This is a genomic window from Caballeronia sp. HLA56, assembly GCF_054655155.1.
Window position 1 is genome coordinate 438,487 of the sequence record NZ_BAAHOB010000005.1, and the last position, 20,501, is coordinate 458,987.

19 protein-coding genes are annotated in these 20,501 nt (G+C 62.3%); 5 read left to right on the forward strand and 14 right to left on the reverse strand.

Features of this window, described 5'->3' with window-relative positions:
• Positions 1-122 precede the first annotated feature (122 nt).
• Both ACYQ47_RS21460 and ACYQ47_RS21465 read right to left on the reverse strand, forming a co-directional pair.
• Positions 123-425: an H-NS histone family protein gene (locus ACYQ47_RS21460; protein WP_244826690.1), complete on the reverse strand. Its 303-nt coding sequence runs from the start codon at positions 423-425 to the stop codon at positions 123-125.
• A 352-nt stretch (positions 426-777) separates the two neighbouring features.
• On the reverse strand, positions 778-1,443 hold the full coding sequence (locus ACYQ47_RS21465) for a HugZ family pyridoxamine 5'-phosphate oxidase (RefSeq protein ID WP_250466273.1): 666 nt from the start codon (positions 1,441-1,443) through the stop codon (positions 778-780).
• Between the two features lie 203 nt (positions 1,444-1,646).
• On the opposite strand from ACYQ47_RS21465, the gene ACYQ47_RS21470 reads away from it, so the two are divergent.
• The gene (locus tag ACYQ47_RS21470) at positions 1,647-2,825 is read left to right on the forward strand and encodes an MFS transporter (protein ID WP_244826688.1); all 1,179 of its coding nucleotides are present in this window, start codon (positions 1,647-1,649) and stop codon (positions 2,823-2,825) included.
• A gap of 57 nt (positions 2,826-2,882) precedes the next feature.
• Here ACYQ47_RS21470 and ACYQ47_RS21475 read toward each other — a convergent pair whose 3' ends face one another.
• Entirely contained in the window at positions 2,883-4,028 is a 1,146-nt protein-coding gene (locus ACYQ47_RS21475) for a branched-chain amino acid ABC transporter substrate-binding protein (protein ID WP_244826687.1), read from the reverse strand.
• A gap of 595 nt (positions 4,029-4,623) precedes the next feature.
• On the opposite strand from ACYQ47_RS21475, the gene ACYQ47_RS21480 reads away from it, so the two are divergent.
• Positions 4,624-5,325 (forward strand): dienelactone hydrolase family protein, encoded by a 702-nt coding sequence (locus ACYQ47_RS21480; RefSeq protein WP_250466311.1) that lies wholly within the window; start codon positions 4,624-4,626, stop codon positions 5,323-5,325.
• A gap of 125 nt (positions 5,326-5,450) precedes the next feature.
• Here the strand turns inward: ACYQ47_RS21480 and ACYQ47_RS21485 are convergent, their stop codons facing one another.
• Positions 5,451-5,636 (reverse strand): hypothetical protein, encoded by a 186-nt coding sequence (locus tag ACYQ47_RS21485; protein WP_244826686.1) that lies wholly within the window; start codon positions 5,634-5,636, stop codon positions 5,451-5,453.
• A gap of 253 nt (positions 5,637-5,889) precedes the next feature.
• Complete coding sequence (locus ACYQ47_RS21490; RefSeq protein ID WP_459906768.1) at positions 5,890-7,128, reverse strand: MFS transporter; 1,239 nt, start codon at positions 7,126-7,128, stop codon at positions 5,890-5,892.
• A gap of 384 nt (positions 7,129-7,512) precedes the next feature.
• Between ACYQ47_RS21490 and ACYQ47_RS21495 the strand changes: the two genes are divergently transcribed.
• From ACYQ47_RS21495 to ACYQ47_RS21505, 3 genes are all read left to right on the forward strand, one after another.
• Positions 7,513-7,725: a hypothetical protein gene (locus ACYQ47_RS21495; RefSeq protein WP_244826684.1), complete on the forward strand. Its 213-nt coding sequence runs from the start codon at positions 7,513-7,515 to the stop codon at positions 7,723-7,725.
• Between the two features lie 62 nt (positions 7,726-7,787).
• Positions 7,788-8,822: a serine/threonine protein kinase gene (locus ACYQ47_RS21500; RefSeq protein WP_309845070.1), complete on the forward strand. Its 1,035-nt coding sequence runs from the start codon at positions 7,788-7,790 to the stop codon at positions 8,820-8,822.
• 186 nt (positions 8,823-9,008) lie between these two features.
• Positions 9,009-9,731, forward strand: coding sequence for a PepSY-associated TM helix domain-containing protein (locus tag ACYQ47_RS21505; protein ID WP_250466269.1), 723 nt, complete (start codon positions 9,009-9,011; stop codon positions 9,729-9,731).
• Positions 9,732-9,859: 128 nt separating this feature from the next.
• Here ACYQ47_RS21505 and ACYQ47_RS21510 read toward each other — a convergent pair whose 3' ends face one another.
• The 9 genes from ACYQ47_RS21510 to ACYQ47_RS21550 all read right to left on the reverse strand — a co-directional run bounded on the left by ACYQ47_RS21510 (position 9,860) and on the right by ACYQ47_RS21550 (position 20,452).
• A complete protein-coding gene (locus tag ACYQ47_RS21510) occupies positions 9,860-11,071 on the reverse strand; it encodes a PepSY-associated TM helix domain-containing protein (RefSeq protein ID WP_459906771.1) in 1,212 nt (403 codons plus the stop codon).
• Between the two features lie 135 nt (positions 11,072-11,206).
• Positions 11,207-12,226, reverse strand: coding sequence for an XdhC family protein (locus ACYQ47_RS21515; protein WP_459906773.1), 1,020 nt, complete (start codon positions 12,224-12,226; stop codon positions 11,207-11,209).
• Positions 12,199-12,744: a CoxG family protein gene (locus tag ACYQ47_RS21520; protein WP_244826679.1), complete on the reverse strand. Its 546-nt coding sequence runs from the start codon at positions 12,742-12,744 to the stop codon at positions 12,199-12,201. Before ACYQ47_RS21520 ends, ACYQ47_RS21515 begins: the two co-directional genes overlap by 28 nt.
• 18 nt (positions 12,745-12,762) lie before the next feature.
• Positions 12,763-13,974 (reverse strand): vWA domain-containing protein, encoded by a 1,212-nt coding sequence (locus ACYQ47_RS21525; RefSeq protein WP_244826678.1) that lies wholly within the window; start codon positions 13,972-13,974, stop codon positions 12,763-12,765.
• Positions 13,950-14,846, reverse strand: coding sequence for an AAA family ATPase (locus tag ACYQ47_RS21530; RefSeq protein ID WP_250466310.1), 897 nt, complete (start codon positions 14,844-14,846; stop codon positions 13,950-13,952). Before ACYQ47_RS21530 ends, ACYQ47_RS21525 begins: the two co-directional genes overlap by 25 nt.
• 63 nt (positions 14,847-14,909) lie before the next feature.
• A complete protein-coding gene (locus ACYQ47_RS21535; protein WP_250466260.1) occupies positions 14,910-15,710 on the reverse strand; it encodes an FAD binding domain-containing protein in 801 nt (266 codons plus the stop codon).
• 13 nt (positions 15,711-15,723) lie between these two features.
• Entirely contained in the window at positions 15,724-18,105 is a 2,382-nt protein-coding gene (locus ACYQ47_RS21540; RefSeq protein ID WP_309961977.1) for a xanthine dehydrogenase family protein molybdopterin-binding subunit, read from the reverse strand.
• Between the two features lie 58 nt (positions 18,106-18,163).
• A complete protein-coding gene (locus ACYQ47_RS21545; RefSeq protein WP_244826675.1) occupies positions 18,164-18,640 on the reverse strand; it encodes a (2Fe-2S)-binding protein in 477 nt (158 codons plus the stop codon).
• Positions 18,641-19,039: 399 nt separating this feature from the next.
• The gene (locus tag ACYQ47_RS21550; protein ID WP_250466256.1) at positions 19,040-20,452 is read right to left on the reverse strand and encodes an amino acid permease; all 1,413 of its coding nucleotides are present in this window, start codon (positions 20,450-20,452) and stop codon (positions 19,040-19,042) included.
• Positions 20,453-20,501: the final 49 nt, after the last annotated feature.

A 20,501-nucleotide genomic window follows, 5' to 3' on the forward strand; every position in this document is an offset into this window, starting at 1 on the left:
TCTTCGCTCGCGGAAATAGGACAGACGGCGACATTAATACGTGCCGTTACGCGTGCGAACTCGCTAGTCGGAAAAAAAGCCGCGTTCTAAGCGCGGCTCTTTTCACTGAAATCTGGCCCGACTTATCTGCCGATCAGAAAACTATCGCGGTCTTGTCCCGCAATCCACTTTGGCGGCTTACCGCGGCCCGACCACGTGCTACCGCTTTCCGGGTCACGGTATTTCGGTGCAACGCCGTTACGGGCACGGGATGCCTTCGGAGTCTTAGCGCCTCGACCACCGGCTAGTTCCTGAAGCGTGATGCCGTAATCCGCCATTTTCTGCTTGATCTCATTGAGCACTTCGGCGTATTCACGCGACTTCGCTTCTTCAATCTGACGTTCCAGAGACTCGCGCTGCGCGAGAAGTTCCTTGTATGAAGGCATGGCAATTTCCTGAGTGGTTTGCTGAATTACGAGTCTGTCGCCCGCTTTACGTTTTCGATAAAGCCTCGGATGGCACGCAGATTAACACATATCGGATTAAGGCGGCATGTGCGCATTGCCACTTAAATTGAGTTTCAGCGGCTTTCCTCGTAACAATGGGCCGTCTGTTCGCTTCTCGCCCGTAGCACCTCTCGGGAAAGTAGTAAGGAATAGACGTCGTTAATCGTGAAAAATTGGCGCGCAATGAAATGCCGTCGACGCTCTTTGGGCAAATATTTCACCGGATGACAGTTTAGATGCAGCCGTTCCTCATAGTAAGCTGTCTTTTTGCCATCCGGTTAATGAATGCTGCCTAGCTTTGCCGCTCGATGCAATCGATTAGCGCGGTCCTCAATTCGTCCCCGTTAAGTTTCGGCTTATCGAAGGTAAAACGATTGCGTGTGCCGTCGCGCAGCAAATCGCATCCGTATCGGTCTATCCCTAATAATGCGAGATTCGCCGGCCGAGCGTTATAAGCGTCGAAAATCTTGCAGAGCGCGACTTCATCGGCGGAAGAAACCGGCTCCAGATCATCCAAATCTTCTGCGCGCAGCCATCCCATTGCACCAAAACCGCCAATAAATCGCATTCGTTCCAGCGACATCAGCCAGAACGAGAAATCACCCAACTCCAGATAACGCCCCGCGTCCGGGTGATATCGCAAATAACGACGCGACAGTTCTTCATATTGCGCAAGCGGCGCGGGCGCGAATGTACCGAGCATGGTCAATCGCTGTCCTTCGAGAACGCGCCCTTCCGCCGCGTGAGTAATCAGAAAACCGGCCCGTCCGTCTGCCTGAAGATTGCGTGTATGTTCGGCGAGCTGGCTGATCAACAACATTGGCGTATGGTGAGCGGTCGGCGCAAAAGGCAAAGCGGTTGGATAAGGAAAACCGCGTGGGTCTCGCGACTGCGTGGCGAGCGTGCCTTCTGGCATGCGATGCAGCAAATGCAAAGGCGCTTGCGACGGGATATGCATGAATCTCCTTTTTGATTATTCGAGTTTGATGCGACCGATGGTAAAGCACGGGCATCGAGCGTGTCTGCTAGCCGTTCGATAGAATCGAAAGCTCCCGCGAAATGAGGCAATCTGCAAGGTTGTCCTGCGTTCGCATCACTCTTTCAAACTTTTCGTTCGTGTCCGACTCGACCTCTCTTTCCGCCTCCCGCGAGTCAAATCCGATGCAAGCCTTGCATCGCAGCCTCCCGGCCGCCGCCCGCAAGCGCGCCCGCTATTCGACGATGGCCGTGTTCTTCATCGCCGGCATGATGTACGCCTCGTGGGGCGTGCATGTGCCGACCGTGCGCGACAAGTTCGCGCTCAGTCCCGGCATGCTGTCGTTCGCACTCTTCGCCGTCGCTGGCGGCTCGATCTTCGCCATGCTCACAGCCGGTCCGTGGATCGCGCGAGCCGGCACGCGCATGGCCTGCATGGCGGGCGGCCTCACCATGATGTGCTGCGGCGCGCTGATTCTAGTCGTCCCGGCTTTCTGGATGCTGCTCATCGTGCTGGCGTTTTTCGGCTTCGGCATGGCCACACTCGATGTCGCCATGAACGCCGAGGCCAGCGCCGTCGAAGAAGCGCTCGAGCGCCCGATCATGTCGTCGCTGCATGGCATGTTCAGCGTGGGCGGCATGGCGGGCGCGGCGGTCGGCGGCGCGTTGCTCGCGCACGGTCTTGCGCCTGCCGCGCATCTCGCTCTTGTCTCGGGCGTCAGTCTGATCGTCTTGCTCGTGTCGATGCCCTACGTGCTGCCGCACGTGGCGCATCACGATGAACACGCGAAATCGTCGTCGTCGAATCGCTGGCGCTCGGGCGCGCTCTGGGCGCTGGGCGGCATGGCGCTCGTTGCGTTGATCGCGGAGGGCGCCATGTACGACTGGGCCACCGTGTACATGCGCGACGTCGTGCTGGCCACGCCCTCGGTCGCAAGCGCCGCTTATGCCGCGTTCTCGGGCGGCATGGCGGCCGGTCGCTTTGGCGGCGATGCCGTGCGCGCTCGCTTCGGCGCGCCGCAATTGATCTTCGGCAGCGCGGGACTCGCGTTTATCGGCATGGTGATGGCGCTCGTCGTGCCGAACGCGGTCGTGACCCTGACCGGCTTCACACTGATGGGCCTCGGTCTCGCCAACATGATGCCGGTGCTCTTCGCGGCCGCGGCGCGCGTGGAGGGCGTGACGGCGGCGGAAGGGCTCGCGCAGGTCGCGGGCCTCGCGTATTTCGGCTTGCTGCTCGGACCGGTGCTGATTGGCGGCGTCGCGCAAATCAGCACATTGCCCATCGGGTTGTGCGTGGTCGCGGCTTGCTGCGCCTTGATCGCGCTGATCGGACCGAAGATCCTCAAGCGCCTCAAGATATAAAAAAACGCGCGGACCTTTGAAGTCCGCGCGTTTCCTGGAGCCGAAGGCCCGCCGTCATTACATCTTGACGACGTCCAGCAAGCTCTTCTTGCCCTTCTTGTAGTCGTACAGCGAGATCACGCCGTGCTTCAGGTCGCCCTTCGAATCGAAGGTCGTCTCGCCGATCACGCCCTTGTAGTCCGTGTTCGGCATGGCGGCAACGATCTTCGCCGGATCGGTCGAGTTTGCGCGCTTCATCGCGTCGACGATGATATACACCGCGTCATACGTGAACGGCGCGTAGATCTGGATAGGCTGACCGAAGCGCTTCTGGAACTTCGCCGCGAACGCCTGGCCGCCTTCCATCTTTTCGAGCGCCATGCCGGCTTCGGAGCACACGATGTTGTCGGTTGCGTCGCCAGCCAGGTCGGCCAGCTTTTCCGTGCAGACGCCGTCGCCTGCGAGAACCTTCGCGCGCAGGCCGAGCTGCTTGGCTTGCTTCGCGAACGGGCCGCCGGTTGCGTCCATGCCGCCGTACATCACCGCGTCGGGGTTCTCACCCTTGATCTTGGTCAGAATCGCGCGGAAGTCGACTGCCTTGTCGTTGGTCGCATCGTGCGAAATGACCTTCAGGCCAAGTGCCTTCGCGGTCTTTTCGAACTCGTTGGCGAGACCCTGACCGTAGGCGGTCGAGTCGTCCACCACGGCGACGCTCTTCACCTTCAATTGCTTCGCGGCGTAGTTGGCGAGCGCCGGGCCTTGTTGAGCATCGGTCGCGACGACGCGATATGTCGTCTTGAAGCCTTGCTGCGTGTAGGTCGGGTTCGTGGCCGACGGCGAAATCTGAACGATGCTCGCGTCGCTGTAAATCTTCGATGCCGGGATGGACGTACCGGAGTTCAAGTGACCGACGACGCCGACAACCTTGTCGTCGACCAGCTTCTGTGCAACCTGCGTGGCGGTACGCGGGTCGGCCGCGTCATCCTGCGCGTCGAGTTCCAGCGTGACCTTCTGGCCGCCGATGGTGAGACCCTTCGCGTTGATTTCCTCGACTGCGAGCCGCGCGCCGTTTTCGTTATCCTTGCCCAGGTGAGCAATGCCGCCGGTCAGCGGAGCGACGTGACCGATCTTGACGACCTGGTCGGCTGCTGCGGATGTTGCCAACGTAGCGAAAAGCACGGCTGCAGCGCTGATCGGCAACAGTTTGTGAAGCTTGGTGTTCATGTAAGTCTCCAGTTTCGGTCCCAAAAACAACGTAATCGCCCTGTGCCCCGTCTTTCATCACGATCGCTCAGTCCCGTGGACGACCACGCCGGATGCATCGTCATGCACTTGGCAAGTCCTTCTGGCTGGCCATTTTTGGCGGCCGCCATCCGCACTGCGCGCAAGTGTAGGGGTGTCAAATTAAATTAGGGAAGTTTTTTAAGATACTGGTGTGACTACCGATTAAAGGCCAGTTGAGAAGCGCGGGCGTTTGTGGTGGCGTTCCGTGAAGACGCCCTGTTCATGCGGGTTTCCAAGGAGCGGACGTGTGCCGGTTTGAACGCGCTTCAAGAGCGGCGGCCGTTTGCCGATAATCCCGCGCGCTCGCTTCATTAGCCTGTTTTTAAAGCCGCTTAGTCGCCAAGTGTTTAGACTAGCCGCTCTAAAAATCCTTTTCCCGTCAAAGGTCATGCCAGCGCGGCCCGGGCGCGCTCAGGCGTCTGAAAGGGAAAGCTGGCACACTCACTCGCCAACGCGGTCCGAGGCTGGCGAATCAACGCACACAGCCGCCTCAAACGCGCATGTTCAATCGAGCTAAAGGAGCAACGACATGACCATTTCCACCACTTCCCGCTGGATCGACATTCCCGCTGATGGCGGCAGCTTCCAGGGCTATCTCGCCCTGCCAAAGACGGGCACCGGACCCGCTGTGATCATCCTGCAGGAAATCTTCGGCGTGAACGCGCATATTCGCAGCGTCGCCGATCAATATGCGGCAGATGGCTACGTGGCGCTCGCACCGGACGTTTTCTGGCGCACGCAACCACGCGTGGAGTTGGGTTACGACGGCGCGGATCGCGAAAAGGCGATGGAACTGCTGCAAAAGACCAATCTCGATGCAGCCGTCGGCGACGTCGGCGCGGCCGCCCAGGCATTGCGCGCGTTGCCCGAAGTGACGGGCAAGGTGGCGGCCATCGGCTTCTGCTTCGGCGGACGCCTCGCTTATCTGGCGGCGGCGCAAGAGTCGGTCGATCTCGCCGTGGCCTATTACGGTGGCGGCATTCAGAATCAGCTCGATCAGGCCGACAAAATCAAATCACCGATTCAATTCCATTACGGCGAACTAGACGCGCATATCCCTTCCGATGCAGTCGCCAGCGTGCGCGACCGTTTTGCGGGCCGTTCGGATTCGGAACTCTATCTTTATCAGGGCGCCGATCATGGCTTCAATTGCGGCGATCGCGCTTCGTATAACGCGAAGGCATCGGCGCTGGCGCACGGCCGGACCTTGACGTTCCTCGGCGAATATCTGGTCTGAATATTTCGTTCGACGGCGCGTAATGTTCGCGCCTGAAAAGACAAAACCCGGCTTGACGGCATTAGAGCCGTACCGGTTTCGATCAGCGGCGGACGTGCTGATTAAAGCGCATCCGCCCGCCGCGCCTAAACCAGCGCCGGCAGTCCTTCCACGAGCAGGAACGCAACCAGCACGCCCAAGAGCGCGCCGAATACGCGCAAGGCGTTGTTCTTGAAATGCGTTGCGCAGGGAATGGCGCCGAGGAACAAGGCGCCAGCGAGCGCCATCGGGATAATCAGAATGAAATCGCCGATTGTGAAGTAAGTCGTCATGGTGCGTCTCCCTTCTTCCAGCTTCAAGCTCTTGTCGCGGCGCGCTCGAGATAATTCGTCGCGTCGACGCTTCGAGTATAGGCCGGTCGAATCGCCGTGTCGGCCTATATTCGTGCGACTGAAAACTATTGCATTGCACCAAGCTTTTCGAAACAAGGCTTTGCGAACGGAATTATTAAGTAGACGCGGAAAAACCCTTACTTCCCTCATATTTCAACGGGCTTTCAAAATCGCCTCAGCGGAATAATGACGATTAAGCACTCCGCTCGCGCACATTCAGATAAACCGCGCCCGCCATACCGACCAGCAGCAAAGCGCCGATCAGCGAAGCCACGCCAGGCCATCCGAACGCCGTCCAGAAGTGGCCGCCGTACGAGCCGATCAGGCTCGATCCAAGGTAATAAGCAAGCAGATAGAGCGCCGCCGCTTGTCCTTTTGCCTGCGCGGCGAGTCGTCCGACCCAGCCGCTCGCCACTGAATGCCCGGCAAAGAAGCCGAACGTCAGGCAGGCAATTCCGCCGATGATCACCGGCAAGGAACCCGAAAGCGTCATCGCGATGCCGAGCATCATCAAAAGCAAACTCGCGATCAGCACGCGCCCGCGCCCGAATACATCCGCGAGTTTGCCCGACCACGGCGATGCGACCACGCCGGTGAGATAAACCGTGAAGATCGCGCCGATTTGCGTCTGATTGAGCGAGAACGGCGCGCCGAGCAGCCGATAGCCCACGTAGTTGTAGAGCGTGACGAAACTGCCCATCAGCACGAAGCCGATGAGAAACAGAAACGGCAATCCGCCGTGGCGCAAATGTCCGGCAAGCGAGCGTCGATGATGGTGGAACCCAACGCCGCGTCGCGGCTTGAAGCGCCGCGATGGCGGCAGCAACGAACGGAATGCCAGCGTCGCGACAAGCCCGAGCAGCCCGATTCCTCCAATCGCAATGCGCCAGCCGAACAGATCGGCGAGGATGCCGCTGATCACGCGACCCGCCATGCCGCCTATCGCGGTGCCGCCGACGTAGAGCCCCATCGCAAGGCCCAGGCCTTCGGGGTGCACCTCTTCCGCGAGATATGCCATTGCCACCGCCGGCACGCCGCCGAGCGCGAAGCCTTCCAGCGCGCGCACGATCAATAGCGCGTGCCAGTTCGGCAGCGCGGCGACGATCATGGTGAGAACGGACGATGCGAGCAGCGACATCGTCATCAAGCGGTGGCGGCTCCAACTCTCCGAAACGAATCCGGCGATGAAAATCGCCACTGCCAGCGCCGCCGTGCTCACCGAGACCGAAAGCGCACTCACCGCCGGGCTTACGCCGAACGCCTTGGTGAACTCCGGCAGCAGCGGCTGCACGCAATAGAGCAGCGAGAACGTGGCATAGCCCGCGAACAACAAGGCCAGCGCCGCGCGCCAGTAAGCGCGCGAGCCGCGCTCGAGATAGGGAATGGAATCAGCTTCAGTTTCGGTGCGCTGCGGCGCCGGCGATGCATTCACAACCAGGGTCTCCGTGTCGACCAGAGAGGATTATTCTGATCTGGTTCAAAGTTGTCGGCCCACGCTCGGCGGCCCAAAACCGTTAAAGATACGCCGATCCTTAGGGTTTTGCCCGATACAGAAATCGGTCACATGTGCCGCAGGACACAACTTAATGCCGAAAAACGTCATCCAATGGCAACAAATGATATCGGCGGGCATCGCGCTCACGCGCCGCGATGCGCTAAAGTAAGGACACAATCGTTCATGGAAGCCGTGTGTGCTGCGCGTCGCGCAACAATGACGCGGCAGGTTGTCTGGTGCACGAGCCGTGAAAAGCCTGTGCTTGGTGAAAATATTTGACCGGCGTTTTATCCTCAGCCGGCACGGAAACGGGGATTCATCATGCAAATCGGTTCGATTGTCCGCTCCGTCCATATTGCCGTGCCTCAGGGCGCACGCGGCATCGTGATGCGAATTTTGGGCGACATGGCTATGGTCGCGTGGTACGCGGGCGAGCCCGGCGTCACTCAACTGCTCAACACGGAGCCGTTCTTTCTCGAAGATCTGATCGATACGGGCGAGATCGTGCGCCCCGCGAACACGGTCGTCCACTGAAGGAACGCTGACCGGCGCGCGGCCGGCGAGCCAGTTGTCCGCGCGCGGGGCACAATGCCGGAATGAACTCAACTCATTCCGATACCCCCGGCGCGCCCGCGCCGAGCGAGGCCCCGCCCTTTGCCGGCCTCGCGCCCGAGCGTGTGCTCGACGCGCTCGACAGCGTGCTGATCCCCGCTGGCAAGCGCACTGACGGCCGCCTGCTGGCGCTCAACAGCTACGAAAATCGCGTCTACCAGGCGGGTCTCGAAGACGGGCCGCCGATCGTCGCGAAGTTTTATCGCCCCGGGCGATGGTCGGACGCCGCGATTCTCGAAGAGCACGCCTTCGTCGCCACGTTGACGGAGCGCGAGATTCCAGCGGTTCCGGCACTTTCGCTCGAAGGCGCGACGCTCCATGAATTCGAAGGCTTTCGCTTCTCCGTGTTCGAACGGCGCGGCGGCCGCGCGCCGGATCTCGACGGCCGCGACACACTCGAATGGCTCGGGCGCTTCATCGGGCGCATTCATGCGGTGGGCGGCATCGAACCGTATCGCGAACGGCCCACACTCGATATCCAAACCTTTGGGTACGAGCCGCGCGAGTTTCTGCTCACGCATCGCTTCGTGCCCGACGATGTCCGCGAGGCCTACGAGCGCGTCGTGGACATGGCGCTCGAAGGCGTCGCGCAATGTTTCGAGCGCGCGGGCGACGTGCGCCATCTGCGACTGCACGGCGATTGCCATCCGAGCAACGTGCTCTGGACCGATGCCGGTCCGCATTTCGTCGATTTCGACGACAGCCGCATGGGCCCGGCCGTTCAGGACCTCTGGCTGCTGCTGCCGGGCGACCGCGCGGAGGCATCGCGCGCGCTTGCCGATCTGCTCGCCGGATACGAAGACTTCTGCGATTTCGACTCGCGCGAGCTGCATCTGATCGAAGCGCTGCGCACCTTGCGGCTGATTCACTACGCGGCCTGGCTCGCGCGCCGCTGGAACGATCCCGCGTTTCCCGCCGCCTTTCCGTGGTTCAACACGCAGCGTTACTGGGAAGAACGCATCCTCGAACTGCGGGAGCAAGTCGGCGCGATGCAGGAAGGCCCGCTCTGGCCGGTCTGAAATATTTCGTTAGAAATGATCGTGTTAGTCAGTCGAAAAACGTTGAGTTAGGTTTTTCGACATGTAATGATAACGATTCTCATCTGATTGCCTCTTCGTTGCCTCTCGCCGACGCCGCGTTTGAACGCGTGTCTAGCCGACTGCGGCGAGGCTTTGCCCGAACCAGACCCACTTCCGGAGAGACGCGTGAACGCGCCCGATACACTGAATCCGCAGCCATCCGCGACGAGCGGCGCTTCCTACCGGCCGCATCGGCTTATCGACGATGCCGAGCAGTTCGTTCGCAAAAATCGGTCGCGCCGTTCGGTTTTTCTCAAATGGCTGCGAAAGGTGCACGGCTGGATCGGCTTGTGGGGCGCGTTACTCGGCTTGCTGTTCGGCACGACGGGTTTCCTGTTGAATCACCGCGCGCCGCCGCTGCGTATCTCGACAGGCGAACCGCAGGTTTCGCAGATGCAGATGCCTTTGCCCGCCGAAGGATTCAAGTCGCCGCGCGACATGGGGACGTGGCTCAAGAAGGAATTGAAGATCGACGGTCAGCTTGGCCGCACGCGTCGCGAGCCCGCGCATCCGGTCGGCTGGGGCGACAAGAGCACGATGCAGCCGGAGCAGTGGTCGGTGGCACTGGCCACGCCAGGCGGCAACGTGCAGGCGGAATACTGGGTGGGCAATAACTTCGTGTCGGTGAAGCGCACCGAAAACACCTTCCTCGCGATGATGACGAACCTGCATAAGGGCGTGGGTCTGAGCGTGGGCTGGGTGCTGCTCATCGATACGTTCGCGGGCAGCATCATATTGCTGTCGCTGACTGGCGTGCTGTTGTGGACGGAGCTCAACAAGCGGCGCACGGCGGGTGTGGTGATCGTCACCGTCTCGCTGATCGCGGCAATTGTTTGTGGGTTGATGTAAGGCGCTCCCTAGCGCGCTTGGCGCGTGGCGAAGCGGTTTGGATGCGCGGTGTCGCCGTTTTTGCCGCGTTTTTCCGCTTTTCCCCATGGCCGGCCTTTGCCATGCCGGCGCGAACCACGCGCGCCGCTCTATGCCTTCCTCTTCCGCGGATTATGCCGCGTGAGCCAAAGATACAAACCGCTTCCCAGCACGGCGATGGTCAGCAAATCGAACGCTGCCCAGAAAATTTTGAGCGGCATCCCGCCGAAATCGCCGAAATGCAATGGCTGCGAGCCAAGCAGCACTTTCAGATACCACGGCAGTTCGCGTGAATCGGTGAGCGCGCCGGTCGATGCATCCACGAGAACCGGCCGCAGGATTCGCGTCGTGAGAATGCCGTCACCGCGCATCCACACGGCATAGTGATGCGGACTGCTGAAGCGCGTCCCCGGAAACGCCACGAACGACGGAATCATGCCGGGTGCGACGCCCTGCGCGGTCTTCACGGCGTCGTCGACGGTTGCGCGCACCGTCACCGGCGGCTGGCCATGATAAGGCGCGAGCATCTGCGCGAGCTGATCGTTACGCCAGGCATCGAGCATGAGATCGGCGAGCGTGTTGATGGAACCGGTCGCGCCAACCAATAGCGCCCACGCGAGCGTCAACATGCCGATGGCGTTATGCCAGTCGAGCCAGACGATGCGCCGCTTCTTCGCAAGCCGCACGCGCCCGAGCCCCACCTTGCGCCAGAACGGCAAATACACGACGACACCCGAGACAATCGCCGCGAGAAACATCACGCCCATCGCGCCGAGGAACAGTTTGCCGAAGAGTCCGGCGAACATATCGACGTGCAGTTTGAGCAGCACGAACTTGAGCGATCCCTTTCCCGGCGGCATGCCGAGCGGCCTCGCGGTGCGTGCATCGACGGTGGTGCTTAGCGTGTCGTCGGGCGGTGTATCGGCGCGAGGCGCGGTGACGATGACAGGCAAAAGCGGTTCGTCCGGCTCCCAAATCATGTACTGCGCAACGTGGCCGGAATGCTCCCTCAGCGCGGCGTGCAAGACCGCGTCGTAACTCGCGCGCGCATTCGCCTGCGATGCGGGCAGCGCAGGCGCTTCGATGGCATCGCCCGTCAGCAGGTCGAGTTGGTGACCGAAGACGAGCGGCAGGCCCGTCAGACAGAGCAGCAACATGAACGCGGTGCAGATGAGACTTGTCCAGCGATGCACCACGGACCACCCGCGTAACGCACGGTGGCTCATGTGACGCTGCCCGGTTCTGGCGGACGCGGGTTGTGGCGGCGCATCCGCTTGCGCGATTGCGCGGCGGGCATCGCCGGTCAAGGGTTTGCCGGGCATTCGGTGCGGATTGGAAATAGTTCGATGACCTGTCCGCGCAGGCTTGGCGCATCAAAATAGGCCGCGCGGATGAGAACGACGATTATAGGCCGCACGCGATGCGGGCCTGAGCTTGCGAATTCGGGGTCGCCAAACTCAAACGCCACACACCTCGCCACTTCCCGCGACTTCCCGCGCGGCCTTTGCGCCTTCCACCTTCAGCAACTCCGGCAAGGACACGCCGTTCTTCGCCGCCGTGACTTCCGCGAGAATCGACACCGCGATCTCGGGCGGCGTGCGGCTGCCGATATAAATGCCCACCGGCCCGTGCAGTCGCGCGAGTTCGGCTTCGTTGAGATCGAACTCCTTCAGGCGCTCGCGCCGCGCGGCGTTGTTGCGCCGCGATCCCAGCGCGCCGACATAGAAGGCAGGCGTTTTCAGCGCTTCCATCAGCGCGAGATCGTCGAGCTTCGGATCGTGCGTCAGCGCGATGACCGCGCAGCGTTCGTCGAGCTTCATGTCCATCACGGTATCGTCGGGCATGGTCCGCACGATGGTCGTGCCCGGCACGTTCCACTCGTCCGTGTACTCCATGCGCGGGTCGCAGACGGTGACCTGATAATCCAGCCCCACCGCGATGCTGCACAGATAGCGCGACAACTGCCCCGCGCCGATCACCAGCATGCGATAGCGCGGCCCGTGGATGGTGAGCAGCGTGGCGTCGTCGAAGAGCACGCCATCGGTAGCTTGCGCCGGTTCGAGACGCGCGCGGCCGGTCGCCATGTCGAGCGTGCGCGCGACGAGCCGCCCGCTTTCCACCGCCGAGCACAGTTCCGCGATGCCGCTGTCCTTCGTCAACGGCTCCAGCACGAGCTGAATCGTGCCGCCGCACGGCAAGCCGAAGCGATGCGCTTCTTCCGCGCTGATGCCGTACTTCACCGCTTCCGGCTTCGTCTGCTCGATACCGCGTTGCCGCACGCGCTCGATCAGATCGTCTTCTATACACCCGCCCGACACCGATCCGACCACGTGGCCGTCGGCGCGCACGGCGAGCATGGCGCCTTCCGGGCGCGGCGACGAGCCCCACGTCTTCACCACCGTGACGAGCAATGCGCGATGACCTTCTTCGAGCCATCGCGCGCTGTTTTTCAAGACTTCGAGATCCACGCTGTCCATGATTTCTTTCCCTGTTCCTGCCCTGCGTCGCCGCCGTTTTCAGCGTCCGCCGATTCATTCGCCGGTCCACTCGCGCCCTGCAATTGCGCGCTGAAGCGCTTGAAGAACTCGCCCGCGATTTTGCGCGCCGCGCCATCCACGAGCCGCGAGCCGATCTGCGCCAGCTTGCCACCCACCTGCGCATTCGCGCTGTAAGTGAGCCTGGTGGTGTCGGCGGTCTCGCCCGGTTCCAGGTTCACCGTCGCGCTGCCCTTGCTGAAACCGGCCGCGCCGCCCTGCCCTTCGAACACGATGGTGTACGTCTTCGGCGCGTCGATATTCGTCAGTTCCATGCGGCCCTTGAAGCGCGCCTTGACCGGGCCGACCGCCGCCGTCATCGCGACCGCATACGCATTCTCGCCTTCCGCGTCGATGCTGTCGCAGCCGGGGATACAAAGTTTCAGAATCTCCGTGTCGTTGAGCGCTTCCCACGCCCGCGCCTGGGGCACCGGCAAGACATGCGTTTCGGACAGTTCCATTTTTCGTCTCCCTGAAACTCACGGGACGCGACGCGCGCCTGAATCGTGCCGGCCGTGCGCCGCCGCCAGTTCCCGTCCGACAGCGGTGAGACTGTCGAGATTGTGGGCCGCGAGCATCGCATCGACGTGCGGCAGGATCGCGCGCACGCCTCGGGCGCGCGGCGTGAAATCGGCGAATCTCAGAAGCGGATTGAGCCACACCAGCCGATGCGCGAAACGATGCAGCCGCGCAATTTCGGTTTCGAGCACGTCGATGGCCTCGTGATCCAGGCCGTCGGTGACGAGAAGAACGGTCGCGCGACCTGCAAGCACGCGGCGCGCCCAGCGTCGATTGAACTCGGCGAGCGCCCCGCCAATGCGCGTTCCGCCCGACCAGTCGGCGACCTGAAGCCCGAGCGCGGCAATCGCGACGTCCGGATCGCGCTCACGCAACGCGCGCGTGGCGTTGGTCAGACGCGTGCCGAACAGAAACACCTGCAAGCGCTCGCGCGATTGCAAAAGCGCGTGGCAGAAGTACAGCACGGCGCGCGAATATGCGCTCATCGAGCCGGATATGTCGAGCAACAAGACGAGCGGCGGCCGGCGTTCCACGACGGCGCGGTACTTCCACACGGTCCAGTCGCCGCCTGAACGAACCGCGTGACGTGCGCTCGCCTTCAGGTCGGCATGCGTGCCGCGCGAAGCCGCCTTGAGCCTGCGCGTCGGTTCGCTAGCAAGCGGCAGCCGATGCGCGCGAATCTGATGCCGCAACGTGCGCCATTCGTCGGCGCTCAGGGTATCGAAATCGCGCTGGCTCAGGCGTTCCCGCGCGCTGAACGAAAGGCGCGCGTGCGCTTCCTCGGTCGCGCCTTCCCGCTTCGTTTCAGCCGATGACACCGCGCGCGTGGCGAGCGCATCGGCGAGACGGTTGTTGCGTTTGGGCGGCGGCATGCCGTTCGTCACTTTCGGCAGCAACAGCATGCGCAGCTTGCCTTCCCAGTCGGGATCGCGCCAAAAGAGATCGAAGGCCGCGTCGAAGATGCCGCGCTCGTCGCTCGCGTGAACCAGCAGACACGCGAGCGTCGCGTGCACGTCGTCGCGACGACGCAGATCGATGAAGCGCAGCGCGTCGATGGCATCGACGGCATGCGCGGGCGACATGCCGAGGCCCGCGCCGCGCAGCAGCCTGACGAAGTGCACGACGTTGCGCGCGATGGTCTCCATCGCTATGACCGCGCAGCCGAAAGACATTGCGCGAGCGTGTCGGCGTCCATGCGCGCGAGGTCGTCCTGATACTTCAGCAGCACGCCGAGCGTGTCGCGCACCGACTGCGGGTCCAGTTCCGACACCGACAACGCCGCGAGCGCGCGGCACCAGTCGATGGTTTCCGCGACGCCCGGCGCCTTGAACAGATCCAGCGTGCGCAACTCGTGCACGAAGCCGACCGCTCGCGCCTGCAAGTCGCGGCTCGCTTCCGGCGCGCGGGCCGCGACGATCTCGAGCTCGACATCGCGCGCGGGATAGCCGATCCACTGATAAAGACAGCGGCGCTTGAGTGCATCGTGCACTTCGCGCGTGCGGTTCGAGGTCATCACGACGAGAGGCGGATGCGTGGCGCGCACCGTGCCGTACTCGGGAATCGACACCTGAAAGTCCGACAGCAGTTCGAGCAGGAACGCTTCGAACGGCTCGTCGGCGCGATCGATTTCATCGATGAGCAACACGCGCCGCGCGTTCGCGTTCGAAGGATCGGGCAGCAGCGCCTGAAGCAACGGACGCTTCAACAGAAACTCGCCGCGATACAGCGAATCGTTCGAGGGTGTTTCACCCGATGCTTCCGCGAGCCGCAGCGCCATGATCTGACGCGGATAGTCCCATTCGTAGAGCGCGCTCGCCGTATCGAGACCTTCGTAGCATTGCAGGCGCAAGAGCGTCGTGCCGCACAGACCCGCCGCCGCTTTCGCGAGTTCGGTCTTGCCGACGCCCGGCTCGCCTTCGAGAAAGAGCGGCCGCTGCATTTTCAGCGCGAGAAAAAGCGCCGTCGCGAGCTCGCGGTTCGCGAAGTATTGATGCTCGCGCAGTCGCGCGAGCGTCTCGTCGATGGAATCCGGCTCGTTCGGCATCATGGGAAGGCGCGGCGGACTCGAAATCCGCCGCTTGGTTGCTGAATGACTTCGACGTGCTGCCTAGAACGAGTTGGCGCGTTCGATCGCCCGGCCCGCCAGCACCGGAATCAGATGCGCGCGATATTCCGCGCTCGCGTGCATGTCGTCGTTGAGTTCGCCGGGCAGGATCTTCACGCCTCGCGCCGCGCTGACGGAAAAGTCTTTCGACAACGCCGCCTCCAGCTCGGCCGCACGAAACACGGAAGACGCCGCGCCCGTCACGCCAACGCGCACGCCGTCTTCATGCTTTGCAACGAACACGCCGACGAGCGCGAAGTGCGAAGCAGGGTTGCGAAACTTTTCGTACGCGGCGCGCTCGGCGAGCGGAAATTCCACCGCGACGATCAACTCGTCCGGTTCCAGCGCGGTCTGATACATGTCGATGAAAAACTCATCCGCGCCAATGCGCCTGCGATCCGTCACCACCGTCGCGTTCAGCGCAAGCACGGCGGCCGGATAGCACGCGGCGGGGTCGTCGTTGGCAAGCGAGCCGCCAATCGTGCCGCGCTCGCGCACCTGTCTGTCGCCGATTCGGCCAGCCAGATCGGCGAGACCGGGCAGCGCCTTTCGAACCTGTTCGTCCGATGCAACCTGCGCGTGGCACATGGCGCCGCCGATGATCAGCTTGCCGCCATCGAGCGCGATGCTTTTCATCGACGCGATGCGCGTCACATCCACGAGCGCCGACGGCTGCGCGAGCCGCAAGCGCATGGTCGGCAAGAGACTCTGGCCGCCCGCGAGAAATTTGGCATCGCCGTTGGCGGCAAGCGCGGCAACCGCAGCCTGAGTCTCGCCGGGACGTTGATAGTCGAATGCGTACATGTTCGTTCTCCGTTCAGGCGCGTTGGGCGGCGTGCATTGCGGACCACACGCGATGGGGCGTCGCGGGCATCTGCAAATCCTTCACGCCGAGCGGCGCGAGGGCATCGAGAATCGCGTTGATGACGGCGGGCGGCGAGCCGATTGCGCCCGCTTCGCCGCAGCCCTTCACGCCGAGCGGATTGTGCGAGCACGGCGTGCCCTTCGCGGTTTCGACGGTGAAGTTCGGCAAGTCGATTGCATGCGGCATCGCGTAATCCATATACGAGCCTGAGAGCAACTGGCCGGTGGTGTCGTCGTAGACGCAGCGCTCGAGCATCGCCTGGCCGATTCCCTGGCCGAGCCCGCCATGCACTTGCCCTTCGACGATCATCGGGTTGATCACGTTGCCGAAGTCATCGACCGCCGTGAACTTCTGAATACGCGTTTCGCCTGTGTCCTGATCGACTTCCACTTCGCAGACATACGCGCCCGACGGATAAGTGAAGTTGGTCGGGTCGTAGAACGCGTTTTCGTTCAGCCCCGGCTCCATGGTTTCCAGCGGGAAGTTGTGCGGCACGTAGGCGGCAAGCGAGACATCGACGAAACTCTTCGTGCGGTCCGTGCCCGCCACGCGGAACGTGCCGTTCTTGAACTCGATGTCCTCCACCGCTGCTTCGAGCAGATGCGCGGCGATCTTCTTGGCCTTCGCTTCCACCTTGTCGAGCGCCTTCATGATCGCCGAGCCGCCGACCGAAATGGAGCGCGAGCCATACGTGCCCATGCCGAACGGAATACGGCCCGTGTCGCCGTGAATGATCTCGACGTTGTCGATATCCACGCCAAGCCGGTCCGCGACCACTTGCGCGAAGGTCGTTTCGTGCCCTTGTCCGTGACTGTGCGAGCCGGTGAAAACCGTGACCGAGCCGGTCGGATGCACGCGCACTTCGCCCGCCTCGAACAAGCCTGCCCGCGCACCGAGCGCCCCCGCGACATTCGAAGGCGCGAGCCCGCACGCCTCGATATAGCATGAATAGCCGATGCCGCGCAGCTTGCCCGCTTTCTCCGATTCCGCCTTGCGCATGGCAAAGCCTTGCACGTCCGCGAGTTCGAGCGCGCGGTTCAGACACGCGTCGTAATCGCCGACGTCGTAGGTCAGGCCGACCGGCGTCGCGTACGGAAACTCACGAATGAAGTTGCGGCGGCGCAGTTCGACCGGATCGATATTCAACTCGCGCGCCGCCGTTTCAACGAGCCGTTCGACGACATAGGTCGCTTCCGGACGGCCCGCGCCGCGATAGGCATCGACGGGAACGGTGTTGGTGAAGACCGCTTTGACTTCGGCGTAGATCGCGGGCGTGGTGTATTGGCCGGCGAGCAAGGTCGCGTAGAGCACGGTCGGAATCGACGAGGCGAACGTCGACAGATACGCGCCCATGTTCGCCGTCGTGTGCACGCGCATCGCGAGAAACTTGCCGTCGTTGTCGATGGCGAGTTCTGCTTTGGTGACGTGATCGCGGCCATGCGCGTCGGAGAGAAACGCTTCGGAGCGCTCGGCCGTCCACTTGATCGGACGCCCGACTTTCTTCGACGCCCACGTCAGCGCCACGTCTTCCGGGTACAGGAAAATCTTCGAGCCGAAGCCGCCGCCCACATCCGGCGCGATGATGCGCAGTTTCGATTCCGGCAGCGACAGTACGAACGCCGCCATCAGCAGCCGCTCGACGTGCGGGTTCTGATTCGCGACGTAGACCGTGTAGCTTTCGTCGTGCTTCGAATAGCTCGCGTTGACGGCGCGCGGTTCGATCGCGTTCGGCACGAGGCGCTGGTTGACGATATCGAGCGTCGTCACGTGCGCGGCCTGCGCAAAGGCGGCGTCGGTCTTGGCCTTGTCGCCGTGGCCCCAGTTGTAGCAGACGTTGTTCGGCACGCTGTCGTGCACTTGCGGCTGGCCGTCGCCGGCGGCGCTGCCGGTATCGACCGCGGCGGGCAGCACGTCGTAATCGACCTCGATGAGTTCGAGCGCGTCCTTCGCTTCCTTGATGGATTCGGCGACCACGAGCGCGACCTGATCGCCCACGTGCAGCACCTTTTCGTTCGCGATGACGGGATGCGGCGGCTCTTTCATCGGCGAGCCATCGGTGCTGTGGATCAGCCAGCCGCACGGCAAGCCACCGACATTTTCGCCGGCAAGATCCTTGCCCGTGAAAATGGCGATCACGCCCGGCGAAGCCTTGGCCGCTTCCATGTCGATACCGCGAATCTTCGCGTGCGCGTGAGGCGAGCGCAGGAACGCGGCGTAGCTTTGCTGTGGAAGGACGACATCGTCGGTGTACTGGCCGGCACCCGTCAGGAAGCGATAGTCTTCCTTGCGCTTGATGCCAGCGCCAATCAGTTTCTGTTGCTCAGGGGCATTCATCGCGGTCTCCTTGATAGGCGCGAAATCCGGATCGATCGATAGAGCGCAGCTAGTGTTTCTAGCCGCCCGACCTCATGGATTGCGCGCCCTGCAGGACCGCCTTGACGATGTTGTGATAGCCCGTACAGCGGCACAGATTGCCGTCGAGCTGCTCGCGCACTTCCTCTTCGGAGAGATCCGGAGACTGCGCGGCGAGTGCGCTCGCGCTCATCACCATGCCCGGCGTGCAGAAACCGCATTGCAGACCGTGGCATTCCTTGAAGGCCGCCTGCATGGGATGAAGCTCGCCGTCTTTCGCCATGCCTTCGATAGTCGTCACCGCCATGCCGTCGGCCTGCGCGGCGAGGATGTTGCACGACTTGATCGCGCGCCCTTCGAGATGCACGGTGCACGCGCCGCACTGCGCGGTATCGCAGCCAATGTGCGTGCCGGTGAGCCTGAGTTGTTCGCGTAGAAACTGGACGAGCAGAAGATGCGGTTCGACGTTGGCGGTCACGGGTTTGCCGTTGACCGTCAGGCTGATGCTGAGCGTCATTACTGTCTCCTTTGCGACCCGGCCGGAGCTTTTTTGCTCCATACGCGGGCCTCGTGCAGTTTCTCTGCGACGACTCGAAGCGAAGCTATCCGCTTCTATTCCGGTCACGGCAGACCGACTGCTGTGGGGATGGACCAGCCTTACGCCACTCGCTTGCTTCGCCACTCACGTCAACCACGTCCTGAACCTGCCGACCTGCTGCTGTGAGCGTTTGGCTGGGAAATCGTGTGATGCGCGTTCATGTTTGCAGAGCCGAGTAAAGCACAAATCGGCGAGCGTAGCTATTGGGCTTACTTGCCGGTGGATGCGTTTGCCTGTCTGCGCTCGTCTTCGCTTGCGGCTTTGAAAATAAAAACGCCGCCCGAAGGCGGCGTTCATGCAACCGGCGCGCAAGACGCCTTACAGCACGTTTTTCGAAGCCTGCGCGCGACCGAGCACCGAATGCCGGCGCGAGTAGACGAAATAAATCGCGAGGCCGATCACGAGCCAAACGACGAACGCGACCCACGTCATCGCCTTGAGATTGAGCATGAGAAACAGGCACGACGCCACCGCGAGAATGGGCACCACCGGCACGCCAGGACAGCGGAACGCGCGCGGCAGGTCGGGATGCGTGCGGCGCAGGATCAGCACGGCGATGGATACCATCGAGAACGCCGCGAGCGTGCCTATGTTGATGAGCTCCGCCAGCACGTTGAGCGGCACGAGCGCGCCGATCAGCCCGAAGAAAATGCCGACGAGCCAGGTCGTGAAGAAAGGCGTCGAATAACGCGGATGAACTTTCGAGAGCCGCGCGGGCAAGAGCCCGTCACGCGACATCGCGTAGATGATGCGCGTCTGGCCGTAGCTCATGACGAGGATCACGGTGAGCATGCCGAGCACCGCGCCTAAGTCGATGAAACCCGCGACCCAGTTCTGTCCGACCACTTGCAGCGCATACGAAACCGGATGCGAAACGCCCGCGAACTGCGCCGACGGCACGATGCCCGTCACGACCGCCGCGACGGCGACATACAGCACCGCGCACACGGCCAGCGACGAAATGATGCCGATCGGCAGATCGCGCTTCGGGTTCTTCACCTCCTCGGCGGCGGACGACACCGAATCGAAACCGATGAACGCGAAGAACATCACCGCCGCCGCGCCGAATACGCCCGACCAGCCATTCGGCATGAACGGATGCCAGTTGGCAGGCGTCACATGAAACACGCCGACGGCGATCACCAGCAACACGACGGTCACCTTGATCGCGACCATGATGTTGTTCACGCGCGTGGATTCCTTCACGCCGACCGACAAGAGCGCGGTGATCGCCATCATCACCAGAAATGCGGGCAGGTTGAAATAGGTGACGTGGTCGGGCAACGCGCCGGGCGCGGCGGTCAGTACGGTCGGCAGCGAGATGCCGAAGCCCGACAGTAGCGATTGCAGATAACCCGACCATCCGACCGACACGGCGGAAGTGGCAAGCCCGTATTCGAGCATCAGATCCCAGCCGATGATCCACGCGGCCAGTTCGCCAAGCGTGGCGTACGAATAGGTATAGATGGAACCGGCGACCGGAATGGTCGATGAGAACTCGGCGTAGGCAAGCGCCGCGAAACAGCACGCAATCGCCGCGACAATGAACGAAACCATGAGCGCCGGGCCGGCTTGCACGGCGCCGGTTCCCGTCAGCACGAAAATGCCGGTGCCGATGATGGCGCCAATACCAAGGAAGGTGAGATCGAGCGCACCCAGAGTCTTCTTGAGCGACGTGCTGTGGGTGGCAGCCAGCATGTGCTCGATGTTTTTTTTGCGGAACAACGACATTGCGGTGAGTCTCCTAAAGGCGCTCAAAGGCACCGTACCTCGGGAAAAC

What these genes read in the sequence shown, in the direction of transcription:
- ACYQ47_RS21540 (WP_309961977.1), bottom strand. Translation starts at nt 18,105, where the DNA reads ATGAATGCCCCTGAGCAACAGAAACTGATTGGCGCTGGCATCAAGCGC.
- ACYQ47_RS21465 (WP_250466273.1), bottom strand. Translation starts at nt 1,443, where the DNA reads ATGCATATCCCGTCGCAAGCGCCTTTGCATTTGCTGCATCGCATGCCA.
- ACYQ47_RS21515 (WP_459906773.1), bottom strand. Translation starts at nt 12,226, where the DNA reads ATGGACAGCGTGGATCTCGAAGTCTTGAAAAACAGCGCGCGATGGCTC.
- ACYQ47_RS21475 (WP_244826687.1), bottom strand. Translation starts at nt 4,028, where the DNA reads ATGAACACCAAGCTTCACAAACTGTTGCCGATCAGCGCTGCAGCCGTG.
- ACYQ47_RS21535 (WP_250466260.1), bottom strand. Translation starts at nt 15,710, where the DNA reads ATGTACGCATTCGACTATCAACGTCCCGGCGAGACTCAGGCTGCGGTT.
- ACYQ47_RS21545 (WP_244826675.1), bottom strand. Translation starts at nt 18,640, where the DNA reads ATGACGCTCAGCATCAGCCTGACGGTCAACGGCAAACCCGTGACCGCC.
- ACYQ47_RS21510 (WP_459906771.1), bottom strand. Translation starts at nt 11,071, where the DNA reads ATGCCCGGCAAACCCTTGACCGGCGATGCCCGCCGCGCAATCGCGCAA.
- ACYQ47_RS21530 (WP_250466310.1), bottom strand. Translation starts at nt 14,846, where the DNA reads ATGCCGAACGAGCCGGATTCCATCGACGAGACGCTCGCGCGACTGCGC.
- ACYQ47_RS21495 (WP_244826684.1), top strand. Translation starts at nt 7,513, where the DNA reads ATGCAAATCGGTTCGATTGTCCGCTCCGTCCATATTGCCGTGCCTCAG.
- ACYQ47_RS21520 (WP_244826679.1), bottom strand. Translation starts at nt 12,744, where the DNA reads ATGGAACTGTCCGAAACGCATGTCTTGCCGGTGCCCCAGGCGCGGGCG.
- ACYQ47_RS21460 (WP_244826690.1), bottom strand. Translation starts at nt 425, where the DNA reads ATGCCTTCATACAAGGAACTTCTCGCGCAGCGCGAGTCTCTGGAACGT.
- ACYQ47_RS21470 (WP_244826688.1), top strand. Translation starts at nt 1,647, where the DNA reads ATGCAAGCCTTGCATCGCAGCCTCCCGGCCGCCGCCCGCAAGCGCGCC.
- ACYQ47_RS21550 (WP_250466256.1), bottom strand. Translation starts at nt 20,452, where the DNA reads ATGTCGTTGTTCCGCAAAAAAAACATCGAGCACATGCTGGCTGCCACC.
- ACYQ47_RS21485 (WP_244826686.1), bottom strand. Translation starts at nt 5,636, where the DNA reads ATGACGACTTACTTCACAATCGGCGATTTCATTCTGATTATCCCGATG.
- ACYQ47_RS21500 (WP_309845070.1), top strand. Translation starts at nt 7,788, where the DNA reads ATGAACTCAACTCATTCCGATACCCCCGGCGCGCCCGCGCCGAGCGAG.
- ACYQ47_RS21525 (WP_244826678.1), bottom strand. Translation starts at nt 13,974, where the DNA reads ATGTCTTTCGGCTGCGCGGTCATAGCGATGGAGACCATCGCGCGCAAC.